The sequence below is a fragment of the Vibrio sp. Vb0667 genome, from assembly GCF_033391095.1.
In genome coordinates this window covers 86,099-105,945 of record NZ_JAWPOL010000012.1, presented here as the reverse complement: position 1 = coordinate 105,945, position 19,847 = coordinate 86,099, and the positions used below count along the sequence as shown (strand labels likewise).

Annotated in this window: 18 protein-coding genes and 1 other RNA gene; 7 read left to right on the top strand and 12 right to left on the bottom strand. The window is 42.9% G+C overall.

The window, feature by feature from the left end:
* Nucleotides 1–69 precede the first annotated feature (69 nt).
* The 3 genes from R8269_RS13495 to R8269_RS13485 form a co-directional block, all read right to left on the bottom strand.
* On the bottom strand, nucleotides 70–657 hold the full coding sequence (locus R8269_RS13495; RefSeq protein ID WP_005383738.1) for a DedA family protein: 588 nt from the start codon (nucleotides 655–657) through the stop codon (nucleotides 70–72).
* A gap of 204 nt (nucleotides 658–861) precedes the next feature.
* Nucleotides 862–2,397 carry a bifunctional GNAT family N-acetyltransferase/carbon-nitrogen hydrolase family protein gene (locus tag R8269_RS13490; RefSeq protein ID WP_053302977.1) on the bottom strand — a complete coding sequence of 512 codons (1,536 nt, stop codon included), beginning with the start codon at nucleotides 2,395–2,397 and terminating at the stop codon, nucleotides 862–864.
* A 120-nt stretch (nucleotides 2,398–2,517) separates the two neighbouring features.
* On the bottom strand, nucleotides 2,518–3,399 hold the full coding sequence (locus R8269_RS13485) for a LysR family transcriptional regulator (RefSeq protein ID WP_005381669.1): 882 nt from the start codon (nucleotides 3,397–3,399) through the stop codon (nucleotides 2,518–2,520).
* Between the two features lie 398 nt (nucleotides 3,400–3,797).
* Between R8269_RS13485 and R8269_RS13480 the strand changes: the two genes are divergently transcribed.
* On the top strand, nucleotides 3,798–4,361 hold the full coding sequence (locus R8269_RS13480) for a porin family protein (protein WP_005381668.1): 564 nt from the start codon (nucleotides 3,798–3,800) through the stop codon (nucleotides 4,359–4,361).
* Between the two features lie 683 nt (nucleotides 4,362–5,044).
* Here the strand turns inward: R8269_RS13480 and R8269_RS13475 are convergent.
* From R8269_RS13475 to smpB, 3 genes are all read right to left on the bottom strand, one after another.
* Nucleotides 5,045–5,530 (bottom strand): DUF6795 domain-containing protein, encoded by a 486-nt coding sequence (locus R8269_RS13475; protein ID WP_053302978.1) that lies wholly within the window; start codon nucleotides 5,528–5,530, stop codon nucleotides 5,045–5,047.
* 527 nt (nucleotides 5,531–6,057) lie between these two features.
* Nucleotides 6,058–6,425: a transfer-messenger RNA gene (gene ssrA, locus R8269_RS13470) on the bottom strand.
* A gap of 66 nt (nucleotides 6,426–6,491) precedes the next feature.
* Nucleotides 6,492–6,977, bottom strand: coding sequence for an SsrA-binding protein SmpB (gene smpB / locus R8269_RS13465; RefSeq protein ID WP_005381642.1), 486 nt, complete (start codon nucleotides 6,975–6,977; stop codon nucleotides 6,492–6,494).
* A 118-nt stretch (nucleotides 6,978–7,095) separates the two neighbouring features.
* On the opposite strand from smpB, the gene R8269_RS13460 reads away from it, so the two are divergent.
* On the top strand, nucleotides 7,096–7,539 hold the full coding sequence (locus R8269_RS13460) for an SRPBCC family protein (RefSeq protein WP_005381641.1): 444 nt from the start codon (nucleotides 7,096–7,098) through the stop codon (nucleotides 7,537–7,539).
* On the top strand, nucleotides 7,529–7,888 hold the full coding sequence (locus tag R8269_RS13455) for an RnfH family protein (RefSeq protein WP_025768875.1): 360 nt from the start codon (nucleotides 7,529–7,531) through the stop codon (nucleotides 7,886–7,888). The genes R8269_RS13460 and R8269_RS13455 overlap by 11 nt, the downstream gene beginning before the upstream one ends.
* 101 nt (nucleotides 7,889–7,989) lie before the next feature.
* On the opposite strand, the gene bamE is transcribed toward R8269_RS13455, so the two are convergent.
* The 5 genes from bamE to nadK all read right to left on the bottom strand — a co-directional run bounded on the left by bamE (nucleotide 7,990) and on the right by nadK (nucleotide 13,267).
* Nucleotides 7,990–8,349, bottom strand: a complete 360-nt coding sequence (gene bamE, locus R8269_RS13450) for an outer membrane protein assembly factor BamE (protein ID WP_017820585.1) — start codon at nucleotides 8,347–8,349, stop codon at nucleotides 7,990–7,992.
* Nucleotides 8,350–8,591: 242 nt separating this feature from the next.
* Nucleotides 8,592–9,074, bottom strand: coding sequence for a GNAT family N-acetyltransferase (locus R8269_RS13445; protein ID WP_025768876.1), 483 nt, complete (start codon nucleotides 9,072–9,074; stop codon nucleotides 8,592–8,594).
* Between the two features lie 21 nt (nucleotides 9,075–9,095).
* Nucleotides 9,096–10,760, bottom strand: a complete 1,665-nt coding sequence (recN, locus tag R8269_RS13440) for a DNA repair protein RecN (RefSeq protein ID WP_025768877.1) — start codon at nucleotides 10,758–10,760, stop codon at nucleotides 9,096–9,098.
* Between the two features lie 166 nt (nucleotides 10,761–10,926).
* Nucleotides 10,927–12,117, bottom strand: coding sequence for a DUF3103 domain-containing protein (locus R8269_RS13435; protein ID WP_005381632.1), 1,191 nt, complete (start codon nucleotides 12,115–12,117; stop codon nucleotides 10,927–10,929).
* Nucleotides 12,118–12,382: 265 nt separating this feature from the next.
* Nucleotides 12,383–13,267: an NAD(+) kinase gene (nadK, locus tag R8269_RS13430; RefSeq protein ID WP_005381631.1), complete on the bottom strand. Its 885-nt coding sequence runs from the start codon at nucleotides 13,265–13,267 to the stop codon at nucleotides 12,383–12,385.
* Nucleotides 13,268–13,413: 146 nt separating this feature from the next.
* Here nadK and grpE point away from each other — a divergent pair, with 146 nt between their 5' ends.
* The 4 genes from grpE to dnaJ all read left to right on the top strand — a co-directional run bounded on the left by grpE (nucleotide 13,414) and on the right by dnaJ (nucleotide 19,331).
* The gene (grpE, locus tag R8269_RS13425; protein WP_021034134.1) at nucleotides 13,414–14,010 is read left to right on the top strand and encodes a nucleotide exchange factor GrpE; all 597 of its coding nucleotides are present in this window, start codon (nucleotides 13,414–13,416) and stop codon (nucleotides 14,008–14,010) included.
* Nucleotides 14,011–14,427: 417 nt separating this feature from the next.
* A complete protein-coding gene (locus R8269_RS13420) occupies nucleotides 14,428–15,702 on the top strand; it encodes a dicarboxylate/amino acid:cation symporter (protein ID WP_005381625.1) in 1,275 nt (424 codons plus the stop codon).
* Between the two features lie 347 nt (nucleotides 15,703–16,049).
* Nucleotides 16,050–17,963: a molecular chaperone DnaK gene (gene dnaK, locus R8269_RS13415; RefSeq protein WP_005381623.1), complete on the top strand. Its 1,914-nt coding sequence runs from the start codon at nucleotides 16,050–16,052 to the stop codon at nucleotides 17,961–17,963.
* Nucleotides 17,964–18,167: 204 nt separating this feature from the next.
* Entirely contained in the window at nucleotides 18,168–19,331 is a 1,164-nt protein-coding gene (gene dnaJ / locus R8269_RS13410; RefSeq protein WP_318222560.1) for a molecular chaperone DnaJ, read from the top strand.
* Between the two features lie 69 nt (nucleotides 19,332–19,400).
* Here the strand turns inward: dnaJ and R8269_RS13405 are convergent, their stop codons facing one another.
* Nucleotides 19,401–19,832 (bottom strand): type IV pilin protein, encoded by a 432-nt coding sequence (locus tag R8269_RS13405; RefSeq protein WP_005381618.1) that lies wholly within the window; start codon nucleotides 19,830–19,832, stop codon nucleotides 19,401–19,403.
* Between the last annotated feature and the right edge of the window lie 15 nt (nucleotides 19,833–19,847).

Here is a 19,847-nt window from a genome sequence, read left to right as displayed (position 1 = left end):
ATAAAAGCTCGTGTTGCGTATCTCACTGATACCACGAGCTTTAGTTATGCGCTAATGAAGAGACTGTTGTTATTGCATTGATTTGGCTTTTTTGCGTTTAACAATACCTAAAACCATCCACGTAAATAAGACAGCAGCAAATGCCCATACCAGATATTTGTATTCGGTGTACAGGTTGCTCAACACGCTTAAATGCTCAAATGCAAAGTGAGTTAACAAGCTGAATACCAATACCCAAACCGTCGCCGCGAGGGCGTTACCGAGCAAAAACTCTCTACGTGGCATTTTCGCGATACCGCATGCAAGAGGCATAAATTGCTTCATTCCTTCAATAAAGCGGCTGACGACCAAGCACGTAGGGCCGTATTTCTGGATAGTTAATTGAAGCGTTTGCATCTTCGGGCCGGAAATGTAGCCTTTTTTATCTAACCACCCCTCAAAGTAATAACCGATTAAGTAGCCACAGGTATTACCAAAAAAGCAACTCAGCCACGATACCATCATTACCATACTTAGGTTCATGACTTGTTCTGACGAGAGCAAAGATGCCGCGATCATCAGTGATTGACCAGGCATCGGGATACCTATCCCTTCTAGAAATATACTGACAATCAGCGCAACGTAGCCATATTGCTCAAGCAAAGGCTTCATTGACATGAGAAGTTCGTTAATATGTTCCAAAAGCTTTCCCCTAGTAAAAGCGGAACGAAGTTGGAGTGATACTCCGAATGTCCTATTGGGTCAATTCTTGTTTCTCACCGTTGAGAAAAACTGACATGCCTCTGATAATTGCGCAGAATCAACCTGCAGCTGGCTTTACTCGCCGCCACGCTCTTTGGTAGCGGCGAACTAGGGAGATCCTTATGACTCTTTGGCTTTGGTGAATGCGCCATACAAATCAAGGCGGCGATGACGTAAGTTGGTGACAGAGCCTTCGGTATTAAGCTGTTTCAACTTAGTCAAATCAACATCAGCGAAGATTATCATTTCGGTGTTGGCGCTTGCTTCTGTCAAGGTCGCATCGTGCGGGAAATAGATATCCGACGGTGAGAATACGGCAGATTGTGCGTACTGGATATCGACATTATCAACACGAGGTAAGTTGCCGACACTGCCCCCAATTGCAACGTAGCATTCGTTTTCGATGGCTCGTGATTGGGAACAGATTCGTACTCGTTGGTAGCCATTTTTTGTGTCTGTCCAGAAAGGAACGAACACAATTTGTGCGCCTTGCTCGGCGAGCATTCTTCCCAACTCTGGGAACTCGCTGTCATAACAAATCAGTATGCCGACTTTGCCCGCATCGGTTTCGAACACTTGAACATTGTCACCACCGTCGATCACCCAGTCTCTTTGTTCATGAGGCGTGATGTGGATCTTATATTGAGCGTTTATTTCACCATCTCGTTGCAGCAAGTAGGCCACATTATACAACTTGCCATCCTCGATGACGGGCATACTGCCTGCAATAATGTTGATGTTGTAGGTGACGGCCATCTGCGAGAAGCGGTTTTTGATCTCTTCTGTAAAGCTAGCCAAAAAGCGAATTGCTTCGACGGAATTTTGGTCGTTTTGCAATCCCATCAGCGGCGCGTTAAAGAATTCAGGGAATAGGGCGAAATCGGCTTTATAGTTCGCAAGAGAAGAGATGAAGAACTCAGCCTGATCGAGCAAATCCTCCAGGTCATTCATCGCGCGCATTTGCCACTGGACGACACCAATCCGAATCAGTGTTTTTTCTACATCGTGTACGGATTGAATATCCTCTTCGTAGAAAAAGTTATCCCACTCCAGCAGTGTCGCGTAACCTTTAGAAGCGCTATCCTCTGGTAAGTAGCCGCGCATGATTCGTTTTACATCGAAGTCGTTAGCAAGCTGAAAAGACAAAATAGGGTCATGAAGCTCACGGCGTTTTACTTTGTCGATGTACTCTGCAACGCTCAGTTCATCTGCGTATTGGTGGTAATTAGGAATGCGACCACCGGCTAAAATTGCTTTGAAGTTCTTACTACGGCAAAGCTCTTTACGCGCATCATACAAACGTCGACCTAAACGTAGCCCTCGATAGTCCGGGTGGACAAATACATCGAGACCATACATTGCATCACCGGTTACTTGATTCTGTATGACGTTGTTTTCGGTAATGATGTCGGTATATAGATGAGGAAGAGAAAAGCGGTTGTAGTCCACTTTAATGGTTAATGCTGCACCGACTATTTTGCCGTTATCTTCAATACAGATTTGGCCATCAGGAAACTGATGAATGAGATCCATGATGGTCAGGCGTGGCCATGAGCCACCAACATCAGGAAAAACAAGGTCCATTAATTCCGCGAGCTCTGGGTAATCGGTCGGCTCAATGGTGCGTAAAGAGAGTCTTGGCGTGTTGCTGTCCATATCCTACTATCCATTTATCCTTTTTAAATAGTATGGATGAGAATGCCATAAATTTGAGCAGACAGATACCGAAGTCTTTGAGTTGTTTTGGTTTACCTAAACGAGTTTAAAGAAACAACATTAACTTAGCTTGCTCTTCAGCCATTCGTGAAATGCCACTACTTTTTTAGCTGAAAGTCGATAATTTGGAATCATCACGTAATAACCATAACCGCTCTGTAAAGAGAGGTTGAGAACATGCTGAATGTCCCCTCTTAAAATCGAATACTGCGCCATAAAATCAGGAAGCAAGGCGAGCCCTTTTCCCATTCTGACAGCTTCGCAAGCTAGGTAAAAATGTTCGACGCCTACAGGTTGATAGGTAACGGGAGATTCTACAGTGTAGACAGTTTTAAATTGCTCCCATAGCTGAGGGCGAGTGATTTGAGGTATAAACGGATAATTACTAACAGCGTGCACACTCTCAATTGCAGGAGCATTTGTGCAACCGACTAATAACAATGTTTCTTCGCACAGTAAGTGGCTGTATTCATAATGTGTGGATAATGGAAGGCAGCGAATATGTAAGTCACTTTCGTTGCTCGAATCTTTGACGTTCCCATCCCCGGTACAGACTCTTACTCGGATGTTAGGATGTTGCTGGTGGAAGTCATCAATATTAGGTATCAACCAAAGGCTGGCAAAAGAAGGGGTTACGTCCACGGTGAGTAATTCTTGCTTTGAATCTGACTGGATTAAGTTGGCAGTTGCATGCTGAATAAGCTCCAAAGCTTCTGTGACTTGCGGCAGATAACGCTTGCCTTCTTCGGTTAACTCAATACCACTCGCCCTTCTTTGTATTAAAGGTAAACCCACCAATTGCTCCAGCGATGCGATTTGTTTGCTTACTGCGCTTTGCGTAATACATAGGGCATCCGCTGCTTTAGAGAAACTGAGGTAATTAGAGACCGCGACAAACGTCCTTAATGCTCGAATAGAAGGGTATTCACTGCCTTTTAACATACTTCAGTTCCATTAAACTCTGCTTAGGCAAAGAGTAGAGTATTCACGGCTTGAAGCAAAGTAAGATGCAACGTATGTGTGATTAGCTTCCTTTCTTATAAAAACTAGCTAAGCGTTTTTTGACTGATTAATCTACAAGAGTATTTTAGATGTTTATTTAATTTCTTTGAAAAATCTACAAATTAACAAGAATCTTTTTCACATCATCGATTAACCTCAATTTAGTATTGTTTATATAAAGTAAACGGACAGATCGTTTTTTCTGTTTTTGTTCGGCGTTCTTTAGAGGATTGTCAGTATTCTATAAAATTAAATATATTTTTCATTAATTTAAAGTTGGCATTGCATTTGCTCTTTACTATTCGAACCTTCAATGGAACTTATATTAGGAGAACGAAATGAAAAGCAATGTTGTTACTTTGATTAGCCTTTTTTCTTTAGCAACGTTTAGTACTTTATCACATGCTGCGGACTCCAACGATCATGGTGTATATGTTGGCGCCAACTACGGTTACTTAAAAGTTGATGGACAAGATGACTTTGATGATGACAGCGATGTTATTCAAGGTTTAGTTGGTTACCGTTTTAATCCTTACTTAGCGTTGGAAGGTGGTTACATTGATTTCGGTAGCTATGGTAATAACCTAGCAAATGCCGAAACGGACGGCTATACAGCGGCTCTAAAAGTTACCGCTCCCATTGCTGATCGTGTCGACCTTTACGCAAAAGGCGGTCAAATGTGGTACTCGACGGATTACAACGTTGCGGGCTTCCAAGGCAACAAAGATGATGAAGGTGTATTCGCTGGTGCCGGTGTGGGTTTTAAAGTTACTGATAACTTCTTAGTTAACGCAGAATATATGTGGTACGACGTAGAACTCAATGCGGAGAATGTCGCGAACGGTGCAAACACGGAAACAGACTTTAACCAAGCATCACTAGGTGTAGAGTATCGCTTCTAATATAGTTAGCCGTGCTGGACTCAATAAAAGTGCGAAGCAAAATAGCTTCGCACTTTTATTATTTATCATTCAAATAATTTAAGACCGATGAAGCGTATATATAAAACGATGGCTAATTTATTTTATTGTTACTCCAGGGTATTTAATACGTTACTAGCATGACTGTCTAGCCTTTTTACTAACCTTGAAAAACAAAGCTTTATTGCTCTAAAAGTAATATTAGATAGGTTAATTTCCGCATTGCCTGACATTACATTTATGTGGCCTATAATACCGCGTACGTGTTCGTTACGTTCATTTTTTAGCTCTGAAATTAGCTAATTGAACCCAAGTAGCAAGGCCTACGGTCGCATCTGTTGTATTATATGACCCAGACCTGAAATTCTTAGTAAAGTCAAAGTTGAAGAGACTATTTTACTTACCCAACCATCAGTCATCCGAGCGTTATATCTATTGTTGAAGTCAAGAAATACGTTGCGTTCTAGATAAGTTTAAGGCTTAGATTGTAGTGCCGATCACTCATTACTTGTAGCGTTATTGACATAACCCGGAACAGATTTTTTTCTAGTCCATGAGCGTGGAAGTCGATACCAGAACCTCCTTCTAACCGATACTCAATGCCCCCGTGAATGAATGGCCAAAGAGGAGACATAGGAACTGGAGTTGCATCATGAGTGCATTATTTAATTTCCATACAAGTCAGAGTCTATATAACCAAATAAGTTACATTGGCTGTTCACGTAGTAGTCATCGTTTTCTTCATCATCAATTGAAAAAGCAAAGTACTTAAGAGGGTTCTCAGTGTCACAAGCAAGGTTAGCCATGTTATTTTTTACGTAATCCTCTATTTTATAACCATCAAAGCTTCCTTCCCAAATAATAGTACTTTCATCATTGCTGAGTTCTGCGACTAAAACAATAGTTACATAGCGATCAATGAGAGGAGTGCTTATGACGTCTTTATTTTCATAGACTGGAGAAAACTCAAAGCGACCAGTACTGTCTGTGAATGTTGATAAGTCTATTGATTTCCCTGACATGCTTAAACCAATACTAAGGCTAACCTTTAGGCTACTAAGTGGTTTTCCTTTCTTTGTTAACACACCATTGATTTGCGGTGTGTATTGATTAACGTGTTCGTCATTCAATTTACTTTCTTCAAAATTCATTACAATGCTCACTAATATGACTGTAATAATTCCAGCAACTTAATTTTTCACAACAATATTTTCATTTTGAAATTTAAAAATCTATATATGTTGTGTTTCTGTTCAATATCTAAGGTTAACTTTGTGATTAGAATTACATTATTTTTTGTAACTACTGTTTGTAGTCATTACATCTATAGAGTTGTAATGAAACAAGCGAGTAGGGACTAACAATGAATACATCAATCAATTCATCGAGGGAGATGAGTATAGACTTTAGACTTAGATCTAGTTATCTCTTAGAAAGGATAGGTAAGCAGAAGACTTTTAAGTTGCAGGGCTTTTAGTACCATGCTTTCTGCCTTTTTGATTAGTACTTATGAACTTCTTGTTTACTGATTAATACTCAACGAGTTTGTAAACCTACATGGGCCAAAGGTATGCGGTAATCCATGTAGTAAGATTTCAGAAAGCATGAATGTTTGAAAAAAGAGACTATTTTAGTTGATACAAAAAAGGCCACCCGAAGGTGGCCTTTTCCAAACGTTTGGTGGAGCTGGCGGGAGTTGAACCCGCGTCCGAAAACCGTTCATCATTGGTACTACATGCTTAGTCGATCTTTAATTTCGCCATCCACCTGCGAACCGACACGCTAATGAATGACTAGCCTGAATTAAAATTCGCCGTTCATCTCTCAGGCGGGAGAATCCGGGCTAGCGCGTTTGGGTTTGATCCCTCGTTGTTCCCCGTCTTACGTGCGGAAGCTAGGGCGAGAGAGCTCTTAGCAGGTTATTAAGCTGCTAGTGCGTAGTTTTCGTCGTTTGCGACTATTTTTTTGCGGTTTGTTAACGAGGCCTACCGCACCTCGGCATGCACCTCAGACTTCTGAATTCCCGTCGAATCCTAAATCAGCCCCAGGTAATATTCGCATAGTAACAGAAAAGCATTGGCTGTCCAGTACTATGCGTTTAAGTGGTCAAGATTAACGCAGCGCGCTCTTCATTACGCGTGCTTTTTCTCTTGCCCAGTCTTTTTCTTTTAGATCCGTACGTTTATCGTGCAGCTTTTTACCTTTTGCTACGCCAATTTTTAGTTTCACCCAAGAGCGAGACCAGTACAGTGAAAGGGCCGTTAATGTCATACCTTCACGGTTTACACGTCCGAATAGGTTATCCAGCTCACGACGACTCATTAGTAGTTTACGCACACGTGTAGGGTTCGCCACAACGTGTGTCGATGCCTGATTTAAAGGAGTGATTGTCATGCCACTCACAAAGGCTTCACCGTCACGCATAAATACGTAACTTTCAGAAATATTGGCTTTACCTTGGCGAAGGGCTTTCACTTCCCAACCTTGGAGCTCCAAGCCAGCTTCGATTTCATCATCGATGAAATACTCGTGGCGAGCTTTTTTATTCAGCGCGATAGTATTGCTACCCGCTTTTTGTTTCGTTTTTTTCTTTGCCATAATAGCGACATTATACGGGTTGGATATCGGATAGGAAATCCTTTTATTTGCGCAATCGTGGAATAAAAGTAAAATTGGCAGGAGCTTTAAATCTGTACATGTATCGATAGGAGTATGTATGAAGCAAGTCAGCCGTTCTGCGCTTGTGTCTTTTAGTGCTGAACAGATGTTCAATCTGGTTAACGATGTTGCTAAATACCCTGAGTTTCTGCCTGGTTGCTCGGGCTCTAGAATCATTGAGTCTTCGGGTAATGGTATGGTGGCTTCTGTCGATGTGGCGAAGGCTGGTATCAGCAAAACGTTTACTACTTCAAATGAGCTGATCCCAGGCCAAGCAATTATGATGAACTTGGTGGATGGCCCGTTTAAGACGTTGCGTGGTGGTTGGATTTTTACCGCGCTAGATGAGCAAGCTTGCAAGGTTGAACTAAAGCTTGAGTTTGAATTCTCAAGTAAAATGATTGAGATGGCCTTCGGTAAGATTTTTAACGAGCTTACTAGTAATATGGTAAATGCATTTACTAAACGCGCAAAACAGGTCTACGAGTGTTATGAGTATTGAGTCAGATATGATTCACGTTGAGGTTGTCTATGCTCTTCCTCATGAACAGCGTGTATTTAACTTAGTGGTAAATAATCACGCAACGGTAGAAGAGATCATTCGACAATCCGGTGTATTGGAGTTGTACCCTGAAATTGATTTGTCCAAGAACAAAGTGGGTGTGTTTAGTCGTAACGTGAAGTTGGATGCGACCGTTCGAGATCGAGATCGAATAGAGATTTATCGTCCGTTACTTGCCGATCCGAAAGAGATTCGCCGTAAGCGGGCGGAGCAGGCTAAAACCGAGGGGAGTGCAGACCCAGTCACCGGTGGCAAGCCTAGTTCTGTACGTAAAAATAAGCAGGATTAATATTAACCCAATAGCTCATGTGAGTTACTCAAAGTTTGACTAACATGATTTCTATATAATAAAAAACCTCCCAAACGGGAGGTTTTTTTGCAAAAGTCAGTTTACTGAATTTGCTCGTAAAATGCGTCACTTTTTGGAAAGTCACCACTGATGTCTGCGAGCGTGCCTTGGTCATTAAAGTTTACAATCAGATCTTTCTGTACTGGTTCGCCATGGCCAGGAGTATGATGATAGATGTAATACCAAGTGTTTGGATAGCCGTTTTCAATAAGCATTGGCGACCCTAATACGAAGCGAACCTGTGCTTTAGTCATCCCAAACTTTAATTTATCAACCGCACTTTGTTCTACATAGTTGCCTTGGTTGATATCAATACGATAAACCAGTCTTTCCAATACCGAACATCCTGTCAGCAATGTCATTGCTAATGGTACGGCAACTAACCACTTCTTTAATTGCATAATAATTTCTTAGTAACCTTTAAAATACTGCGCTGATAATAAACAAGCTCGACGCAGATGTAAAAAGCTATGCGTCGTATGGTAGACAATCTGACAACGAATTTTGAGTTGAGTTGCATTTATTCACCGATATTAGACGGTAAATGTCACCACATGACGTATTAGTTAGGTGACGAAGAGCAAATTTCAATCGGAAGTAGGGTGATGGACGCTTTCAGCGGTGAGCCAAGCCTAGCGACTCGTTAGTCGGTTTTGGCGAATTCGCGTAATGCATCACCTGAAAAACGATAATACTCTTTTTCATGAATTAGTGTTGCACCAATTGAGCGGTAAAACTGACCTGCGGTAGGGTTACTACTTTCAGCTGTCCAGTCCAACCTTTGGCATCCACACTTGATCGCCAAAGATGCCAGATACTTCATTAACTTGAGACCAACCCCTTTTCCTCGAACCTTCGAAGATACGAACAGATCTTTTAAGTACATCTGCCCTGAGAGCTTTGGGGCAGGGAACATGACGGTATAAGATGCAAAGCCTACGACGTCATCATTATCGTAAACCGCAATGATATGAACGCCAGAATGTTCAGAGAAAACTTGGTTCTTTAGATAATGGACCAGATCGTGTTTTGATGAAGCTTTTTCTTTGAAGTAGTAATGTTCTAACTCAATAAAAATAGGGATGAGATCTAAGCAGTTGGTTTTGTGTATTGCTCTGATATCCATTTCTCATCCCTTGTCGATTTATTAAGCGGCGATAAGCAGTTCTTTTGCGTTTGCCAACGTTGAGTCGGTTATTTGACTACCCCCAAGTAAGCGAGCTAATTCTGCCACACGTTGTTGTTCATCTAATGCGTGCATTTGGGTTTCGGTTTGGCCTGCTTTGGTTTGCTTAGCTACAAACATTTGTTGATGGCCGCATCCGGCAACTTGAGGGAGGTGAGTGACACACAATACCTGAGTAGATTCGCCAAGCTTGCGTAGCATTTTGCCCACTACGGCAGCTGTTGGGCCACTAATACCTACGTCCACTTCATCGAAGATTAAACTTGGTGTATCTACTTTCTGAGCGGTGATCACTTGGATCGCTAGAGAGATGCGTGATAGCTCACCGCCTGACGCAACTTTTGCTATAGGTTGTAATGGTTGTCCCGGGTTGGTCGATACTAAGAAGCACACGCTGTCCATGCCAAGCGGCGATGGGTGCGTGTTGTCATTGCTAACTTCGATACTGAATACTGCTTTCTCCATGCTCAATTCGTGCATGCTTTGTGTGATCAGTTTGTTCAGTTCTTTTGCGTAACGGATGCGTGATTTGTGCAGTTTTTCTGCTTGTGTTAGAAAGCTTTGGTACTTGTGTTCTACTTCTTGAGCAAGTTCATCTAAACGTTCATCGGAGCAATCTAACGCTTCTACTTGGGCCAGAAGATCTTGATGATGCTGGTAGAGTTCTTCTGGCATTACGTGGTGTTTACGAGCTACAGACATCACTTTAGAAAAACGTTCTTCTACATAAGCCATACGAGCTGGATCAACATCGATGCCATCTAAGTAGCTGCGTAATTCATTCTTCGTTTCTTCAAGTTGAATCATTGCTTCTGACAGCATGTTAGGTAGCTCAGATAGCTTTTCATCTAATTCGGCTAATTGAATTAGGGAGTGATTGGCCGATTGCAAAATACCAAGCGCATTGACTTCTTCACCTTCGTAAATAAGTTCGATGGCTTGCTGACAGGTAGTGGCGAGTTCACCACTGTTGGATAGTCGTTTGTGCTCTTGCTCGAGCTCTGCAAATTCTTCTTCACCTAGCGATAACTCATTTAGTTCTTTGATTTGGTATTCAAGCAATTGTTTTTGCGCCTGGTTTTGCTGGCTATTTTCTTTTAGTTGCTTGAGGTTATTGTCTGCCTGACGCCAATGCTGGTAAGCACTTCGTGTGCTTTTTAGTAGGTTTAAATGCCCAGCATATTGGTCGAGCATGGCCATTTGGTGCTCACTTTTCATCAATTGATGATGAGCGTGCTGCCCATGGATATTGATAAGTAGCTGCCCTAGAGATTTGAGTTGTGATAGTGGAACAGGGCTGCCATTAATGAAGGCTCTTGAGCGGCCTTCTTTTGTGATAATACGACGCAAAATACACTCACTGCCATCTAGCAGATCGTTATCTTCTAACCAACGTGTTGCATGTAAGTTGTTGTCCAATAAAAAAGCGGCGCTAACTTCGGTTTTCTCTTCACCTTGTCGCACCATGCCGGCATCGGCTCGTCCGCCTAAGCAGAGCCCTAAAGCATCGATAGCAATGGATTTACCCGCGCCTGTTTCACCTGTAATGGTGGTCATGCCCTTAGAAAGCTCGAGTTGTAAAGACTTAACAATCGCAAAATTATTAACACTTAGATGAGCCAGCATTTTATTTACCTGTATAACTGAACAATACTGTATAAGAGAACAGTATATACTGTTTCTTTATACAGTAAAGTCAGGTAAGGAAAATTTTCTTTGTAGGCTGTTTTTTTGTGATGAAGTGGGAAAAATGAGCCGATGTGATTACAACGACTCATTAAAATTGAACAGGTTACGGACGAGTTGGGTTAATCGTTAGTGGTTCTAGTGTGACGACTGCATTCACACCTGCACCTGGGTGATCCACGTATGAAGTGTCTTGCATTAGAGTGTAGTAAACGTCGACGAAGTCATCATCATTCGTGAGTACACCATCGGGGATAGTGTCGATGATCTTGTTCGTGATTTGCGGAATAATCGCGTAAGCCTGAACTTCTGGATCTGGAATCGCTTTCAATACTTCTTCGGCAACTTGAACAAGGAGTTTTGCCAATTGTTTATAGTCTGTGCCGTCATCTTGCTCCATGAGCACAATGTCTGCCGCACCCCAGCGGTAACGAGACCAGTGAATAATGATCTGATTCGGATAGTAATCTTGGTTATCGTAGTCTAAGTATGGAAGCTCCACCAAATCGAGAGTAGGTTCATCACGACTTGGATTGACGCCCGTTACGATAGCGTAGATTTCTGCCTTGCCAGAGATCCAAGGTTCTTTGTCATCGGCTAGACGGATCTTTTTCAACTGCGTGGTTTGAATTGGAGCCGCTTCGCCTACTGCGCTACTTGACAATAGCGGTGTATTTTGGCGTTGTTCATCAGCAATATATGGTTGAACTAAAGCTGGTTGACCGAGTTTTTTCATCTCAGCTTGCATAGCTTGCAAGCCTGCTTTTAGCTCTGCAGAGCTATTGTTATCAACGACAAGTACAGGTACCTCAGGGAGCTGGTAAACATCGAGTTGATGGACGTTGCCATAAACATCAAATGCTTCGATGTATTGCCAATTCTCATCATCACCACTTGGTTCAAATGCAAATAATGGCTCGACCTCGCCACTTTGCCATGCTGTTATCATGGCTTCATTTGCCAAGCGAACTTCTAACAACTGATCTGAGTATTCAGAAATACCTTTCCAGCTACGAATTTGAGTGTCAGCTTGTACAAGCTGGCGGCTGAACTCTGAGTTAGGGTTTTGCTTAACAAATGCTGATACAGACACGTTAGTCTGTTGTGGAGTAATATCTCTTCTCAACATGGGTTCAATGGCAGCATAGTTCTCACTCAATTGTTGAGCGAGGGCACGCTTCGTCTTAGTGATATCTTCCGCTTTTGCGTTGGATACACTGTTGACTTGCGTTTCCTCTGATTGGCAGCCAATAAGTGCTAATGTACTGAGAACAGACAGAATGATGGTTTTCTTCATAATATGTCCTTTATTGATTTTATGAAATAGAGTTAATACTCTATTCATGGTGAGAATATCACCGGACATAGATCATTGAATTTGCTTTTCTATCTTTTGTGTAAAGTTTGCCCACAGGATCAAAATTTATAAGCTTCTCTTTAATGATGACAAATATCGTGTCGCCTCACTACTTTGTGTCTATTTCTTGTCTAAGAAAGCCAAAAGCCAGTAGCAATTGAGCTGCTGGCTTTTTTATTGAAGTTATTGCCCTGAGTAACAAGTGTTAGAACAATTTACTAGACCAGCCAAGCTTATTCCGTAAGACGTGATAGTAGCTGTAGTCTTTTGGATGGATGAGCTTTAGTACATTTGGACTTTGATAGATGTGAATTTCGTCGCCAGGGGTAACTGGAAGCGAGACTTGTCCATCACAGCTAACTTCTTGTGTTCCACGGTTTTCTGGTGATACCACCAATTTAATTCGACGTTTTCCATCAACCACCAAAGGTCGACTCGACAATGTATGAGGGAACATTGGCACGAGTGAAATGGCATTCAAGCTAGGAGAAAGAATTGGGCCGCCGCCAGAAAGTGAATATGCCGTCGAGCCAGTCGGAGTGGAGACAATCAAACCGTCGGCCCGTAAAGAGAAGGCGAAGCTTTCATCTATGTACACTTCAAATTCAATCATATGAGCAATTTGCCCTGGGTGAAGTACGGCTTCGTTTAGCGCAGCGTTATGGCTCTTTATTTGTCCGTGGCGGTGTACTTCCGCCTCTAAAAGAAAACGTTCCTCTTCAATATACTCACCGTCGAGTACCGCTTGCAGAGACGCTTGGAAGTCGTCTGGGTTCAAGTCAGTTAAGAAGCCCAAATTTCCACGGTTCACGCCTATAACTGGCACATCAAATCGGGATAAAATTCTTGCCGCACCTAACATGTTGCCATCGCCACCAACCACAATGGCTAGATCGGCATTTTTTCCTAGTTCAACTAAGCTAGCAAACTGACTCTGTGGGATATCATCCAGTATTGCGGCAAGGCGATCGTCAATGAATACTTTATAGCCCTCAGAGGTCAACCATTGGTACAACTCTTTATGAGTTTGAATTGCTTGTTGATCTCTTGGTTTTCCGATAATCGCGATCACGTTACATGGATTTTTCATAGCATTTCCGCATTAAAGAGGCTTGAATCAGGAATCTTCATCCCCATAATAATGGCAAGTCACCTAAATATGCGAATTTTTATGTGGTTAAAGCCCGCAAAAACGCGCATGGCTTTAAGGGCATTATGTTGAATTCTGGAGATATCATGAGCAACGAAGAAAACAAAGTTACAGAAGAAGAGCTTGATCAAATCATCGAAGAGGCTGAAAAAGTAGAAGCTGAAGCACAAGAAGTTGAAGCTGAGCTTGAAGAGCTTGGTGATGAGACAGATGCTAAGATTGCTCAACTAGAAGCGGCACTATTGTCTAGCGAGGCAAAAGTAAAAGAGCAACAAGATGCGGTGTTGCGTTCTAAAGCTGAAGTAGAAAACATGCGTCGTCGCACTGAGCAAGAGATCGATAAAGCACGTAAGTTTGCGTTGAACAAGTTTGCAGAAGAGCTGCTTCCTGTTATTGATAACCTAGAGCGTGCAATTCAAGCGGCAGATACAGAGAATGAAACTGTGAAGCCGTTCCTAGAAGGCGTTGAACTAACACATAAAACGTTTGTAGACGTTGTAGCGAAATTTGGCTTGAAAGCAATCAACCCTGAAGGTGAAGCATTCAATCCAGAGTTCCATCAAGCGATGTCGATTCAGGAGAGCCCTGATCATGAATCAAACACTGTTATGTTTGTTATGCAAAAAGGTTACGAACTAAACGGCCGTGTGATTCGTCCGGCAATGGTAATGGTTGCTAAGTAACTTTAACTACCTGTTTTTTAAGTATAAAAGCGCCCATCATTTTTGATGGGCGCTTTTTTGTTTTAAACATAAATGACTGCATCGAACTTCGTTGTATATCGATAAATGAAAATTTGATCCCCTTCATATTTTTTCCTATTGGTTAATTATTTTCCTATAGGAGATTTTCTCTCATCTCGCTGCGTGTTTATTAATGGGAAGGGCTATAAGTGATTGTAATCATTCGTTGTGTGAATGTTTGTTCTGCATAGGAATGTAAATATAGTCATTTTTTCTAAAACAATTTCGTTAACAAAAATGTAAATTATCACTTTATTTTGTAACTTCGGTGTGTATGATTTGCGACTAATGCTTTAAAAGTAAGCATATATAACTACAAAAATGTAAATAGCAAACACAACATATCGGAGATTTATAATGGATAAATCGCTTTCTAGTAAGATTTTTATAGGCTTGTTTGCCGGCCTTGTGCTGGGGACAGCAATTCAGTACTTATTTAGCGGTATTGCGATTTTTGATACATACCTACTTGGAGCAGCAGAAGGTGTTGGCGGCATGTTCGTCTCACTGATCAAATTGCTTGTTGTTCCTTTAGTTTACGTTTCAATCGTATGCGGCATTGTTGACTTGAAAGATATCAGTGCATTTGGTCGTCTTGGTGGAAAAACTTTTACCCTTTACATTCTTAACACCATCATTGCGATTACGGCGGCTTTGACTGTCGGCTTGATCTTCCAACCAGGAGCGGGCGCTAATCTAGCAGGAACGGTATCTGAGGCTGTGCAGCTGACAACGACAGAGACGCCGGACATTTTCTCTTTAGTTGTTAACATTGTTCCTAGCAACCCTGTACAAGCGTTTGCTAGCGGCGACATGCTGCAAATCATCTTTATGGCAATTTTGACGGGGCTTGCAATTCAAGCTTTGGATTCTCGTGGTGGCCCAGCTATTCGCACATTCAAAATGGCAAATGAAATCATGATGAAATTGGTTGGATTAGTGATGAGTCTTGCACCATATGGTGTGTTCGCACTAATGATTCAACTAGGTGCAACGCTAAACGCCAATACATTAATGTCCGTTGCCGGTTACGTGGCTTTGGTGGTTGCGATGTTGGTGTTCTGGATCTTCTTCTTCTACCCAATGGCAGTGAGTATTGCGACAGGAACTTCTCCAAAGACTTTCCTACGTGCAACTCGTGAGCAGATTCTTTTCTCTCTATCTACCGCGAGCTCAAACGCGACTATCCCGGTAACGATGCGCACACTGACAGAAAAGCTTCAGGTCTCTAAATCGGTTGCTGGCTTCGGTGTACCACTGGGCGCAACGATGAATATGTCTGGTGTGTCTATCTATATTGCTCTAGCAACGATGTTTGTTGCGAACGCTTTTGGCCAGCCAATTAACACCGCAGACATCTTCACACTTGGCTTAACTATTCTTCTGTTATCTATTGGTGCTGGCGGCGTTCCTGGGGGCGGCGTGGTAATGGTAGGCGTTTTGCTTCACCAACTAGGTTTACCACCTGAAGGTTTAGCAATCATTGCAGCGGTCGACCGTATTAATGATATGTTCTGTACATCATCTAACGTTGTCGGCGACACGGCAGTGAACACCATTGTTGCAAAAACAGAAGGTGAGATAGGTAAAGAAGAAGGTGTTGATGCTGAGCCTGCTCAAGCGAACGCCTAATACCTTGAATCATTTATTTTAACCCTAATATTGAAGCGAGCTCTTATGAGCTCGTTTTTTATTTAGGAAGAGTCGGACATAAATAAATTTATCTGGGAAATGACGTTTTGTTGCGCTACAGCAGTGTGACGAGTTCCCAACTAATCAGAAAGAAACACATAAATTTCGAAAAAAGACGCTTTTTTTTAATTCTGCCCTTGAAAAGCATTTTGCCGCCCTTATCTATGTGGCATAGAGAAGCAAACATTGATTATTTTTGTTTGTGAGCAAGGGTTGAAACCCGATTCTCCTCCCCCCACATTGGGGTTATAACCAAACGAAAATAGAATTTATTCGGAGATAGCCAGATGGGTAAAATCATTGGTATTGACTTAGGTACTACTAACTCATGTGTTGCTGTATTAGACGGCGACAAACCACGTGTAATTGAAAACGCAGAGGGCGAACGTACTACTGCATCGGTTATTGCTTACACTGACGGTGAGACGCTAGTAGGTCAACCAGCGAAACGTCAAGCTGTAACTAACCCAGAAAACACGCTATTTGCAATTAAGCGTCTAATCGGTCGTCGTTTTGAAGACGAAGAAGTTCAGCGTGACATCGAAATCATGCCTTACAAAATCGTTAAGGCTGACAACGGTGATGCTTGGGTAGAAGCGAAAGGCCAAAAAATGGCAGCTCCTCAGGTTTCTGCTGAAGTTCTTAAGAAAATGAAGAAAACTGCTGAAGACTTCCTTGGTGAGGAAGTAACTGGCGCAGTTATCACAGTACCTGCTTACTTTAACGATGCTCAGCGTCAAGCGACAAAAGATGCTGGCCGTATCGCAGGTCTAGAAGTTAAACGTATCATCAACGAACCAACAGCAGCTGCGCTAGCTTACGGTCTTGATAAGAAAGGCGGCGATCGCACTATCGCGGTATACGACCTTGGTGGTGGTACATTCGATATTTCAATCATCGAAATCGATGAAGTTGAAGGCGAGAAAACATTCGAAGTTCTAGCAACTAACGGTGATACTCACCTAGGTGGTGAAGACTTTGATAACCGTCTAATCAACTACTTGGTTGATGAGTTCAACAAAGAGCAAGGCATCAACCTTAAAAACGACCCACTAGCAATGCAGCGTGTTAAAGAAGCAGCAGAGAAAGCGAAAATCGAGCTTTCTTCTACTTCTCAAACAGACGTAAACCTACCTTACGTTACTGCAGATGCAACTGGTCCTAAGCACATGAACATTAAAGTGACTCGTGCAAAACTAGAATCTCTAGTTGAAGACCTAGTACAACGCTCTCTTGAGCCATTAAAAGTAGCTCTAGCTGACGCTGACCTATCAGTAAACGACATCACTGACGTAATCCTAGTTGGTGGTCAGACTCGTATGCCAATGGTTCAAGCGAAAGTTGCTGAGTTCTTTGGTAAAGAAGCGCGCCGTGACGTAAACCCTGACGAAGCAGTAGCAATGGGTGCTGCAGTTCAAGGTGGTGTACTTGCTGGTGACGTTAAAGACGTACTACTACTAGACGTAACTCCACTGTCTCTAGGTATCGAGACAATGGGTGGCGTGATGACTAAGTTAGTTGAGAAGAACACAACTATCCCAACTAAAGCGAACCAAGTTTTCTCTACAGCGGAAGACAACCAGAGCGCGGTAACTATCCACGTTCTACAAGGTGAGCGTAAGCAAGCGATGTACAACAAGTCTCTAGGCCAATTTAACCTAGAAGGCATCCAGCCTGCACCACGTGGTATGCCACAAATCGAGGTTACTTTTGACCTTGATGCGGATGGTATCCTACACGTGTCTGCGAAAGACAAGCAGACTGGTAAAGAGCAGAAGATCACTATCCAAGCTTCTGGCGGTCTAAGCGATGAAGACATCGAGAAAATGGTTCAAGAAGCAGAAGCTAACAAAGAAGCGGACAAGAAGTTCGAAGAGCTAGCGACTGCACGTAACCAAGCTGACCAAATGATTCACGGTACTCGTAAGCAAGTCGAAGAAGCTGGTGAAGCGCTACCTGCAGAAGAGAAAGAGAAGATTGAAGCAGCAATTTCTGAGCTAGAAACAGCACGTAAAGGCGAAGACAAAGAAGCTATCGATGCTAAAGTTCAAGCACTAATGACTGCTTCTCAAAAGCTGATGGAAATCGCTCAACAACAAGCTCAAGCGCAGCAAGCACAAGGTGCTGACGCAGGTGCACAGTCTAAAGAAGACGACGTTGTAGATGCTGAGTTCGAAGAAGTTAAAGACGACAAGAAATAATATTTCTTAACCAGATGGCTGCATAGCCATCTGGGGTCGATAAGACTTCGTGTGCGGGCGTTTGGGGCAACTCTTACGCCCGTCTGTTTGTAAACGCTGTCTTTCTAGTTAAGTATGTTGCAGACAAGTGCACTTACCTAGAACGATACAAACACCAAGCGGTGAATCGATGCCGTTTGTAGTAATTAACTGGTGACGAAGAACATGTCAAAACGTGATTTTTACGAAGTATTAGGCGTAAGCCGTGATGCCTCAGAGCGCGATATCAAAAAGGCGTATAAGCGTCTAGCGATGAAATTCCACCCAGACCGAAACCAGGGTGATGATTCTGCGGCGGACAAGTTTAAAGAAGTAAAAGAAGCGTACGAAGTTCTGACCGACCCTCAAAAGAAAGCGGCGTACGACCAATACGGTCATGCTGCTTTTGAACAAGGCGGCGGTGGTTTCGGTGGCGGCGGCTTTGGCGGCGGCGGCTTTGGCGGCGGCGGTGCTGATTTCGGCGACATCTTTGGCGATGTATTCGGTGACATCTTTGGTGGTGGTCGTCGTGGCGGTGGTGGCCACCGTGCCCAGCGAGGTGCTGACCTACGTTACAACATGGAATTAACGCTAGAAGAAGCAGTTCGTGGTGTAACGAAAGAGATCGAAGTACCGACACTAGTACACTGTGATACCTGTGATGGTAGTGGCGCGAAGAAAGGTTCATCTGCTGAAACATGTGGTACCTGTCATGGTCATGGTCAAGTACAGATGCGACAAGGCTTCTTCGCAGTGCAACAAACCTGTCCTACCTGTCACGGTAAAGGTAAAATCATTAAAGACCCTTGTAATGAGTGTCATGGTCAAGGTCGTAAGCAGAAAACAAAAACACTTAACGTTAAGATCCCAGCAGGTGTTGATACTGGCGACCGTATTCGTCTATCTGGCGAAGGTGAAGCGGGAGAAATGGGGGCGCCTGCTGGCGACTTGTATGTACAAGTGCACGTGAAAGAGCACCATATCTTCGAGCGTGATGGCAACAACCTATACTGTGAAGTGCCAGTAAGCTTTGCGATGGCGGCTCTAGGTGGTGAAGTTGAAGTGCCAACTCTAGATGGTCGCGTAAGCCTAAAAGTACCTTCAGAAACGCAAACAGGTCGTATGTTCCGCATGCGTGGTAAAGGTGTGAAAGGCGTTCGCGGTGGCGGTGTTGGTGATCTTATTGTGAAGTTGGTTGTTGAAACACCAGTAAACCTAAGCTCACGCCAAAAAGAACTGCTCAAAGAGTTTGAAGAGTCTTGTGGTGGTGAAGCGGCGACAAAGCACAAGCCTAAATCAGAAGGCTTTTTCAACGGTGTGAAAAAGTTCTTTGATGATTTAACCAGCTAAGACGTTAGTGAAAAGCACAAATACAAAGGCCTGCTAAAATGCAGGCCTTTTTGCATCTCGGTGTTCTTGCTAGTTCCAGCAATCACTTGGTTCTTCGACATTTGTTGACGTTAAAGTAATCGTTTTAGAACCAGTCAAGCACTCGTCGTCGTCTTGTCCAAGAGGTGATTTTGCTGTTGCTGTAATGGTATAGGCCGTACTTGCAGAGCTAGCAATATCGAAAGAAAATCTATTTTTGTCTGAGTCACATAGAGTGCATGTTCCTCCAGAGAGAATATGACTCCAGTCGTACCCACCATCATAAGATGTCTCTAGCTCTAGCTGAATTCGACTAAGATCGCTCAAGGCAACCGTCCTATGAGACTTGATTACATGATTAGTGTAAGAGGGGTATGCGACTGCAGCAATGATCCCGACAATCACTACAGCTACCAGTAATTCGATCAATGTCATCCCTCTCAATCCTTTTTTGTAGCCGTTACAACGAGAAATTCGAATCATCACGAGTAGTTTCCT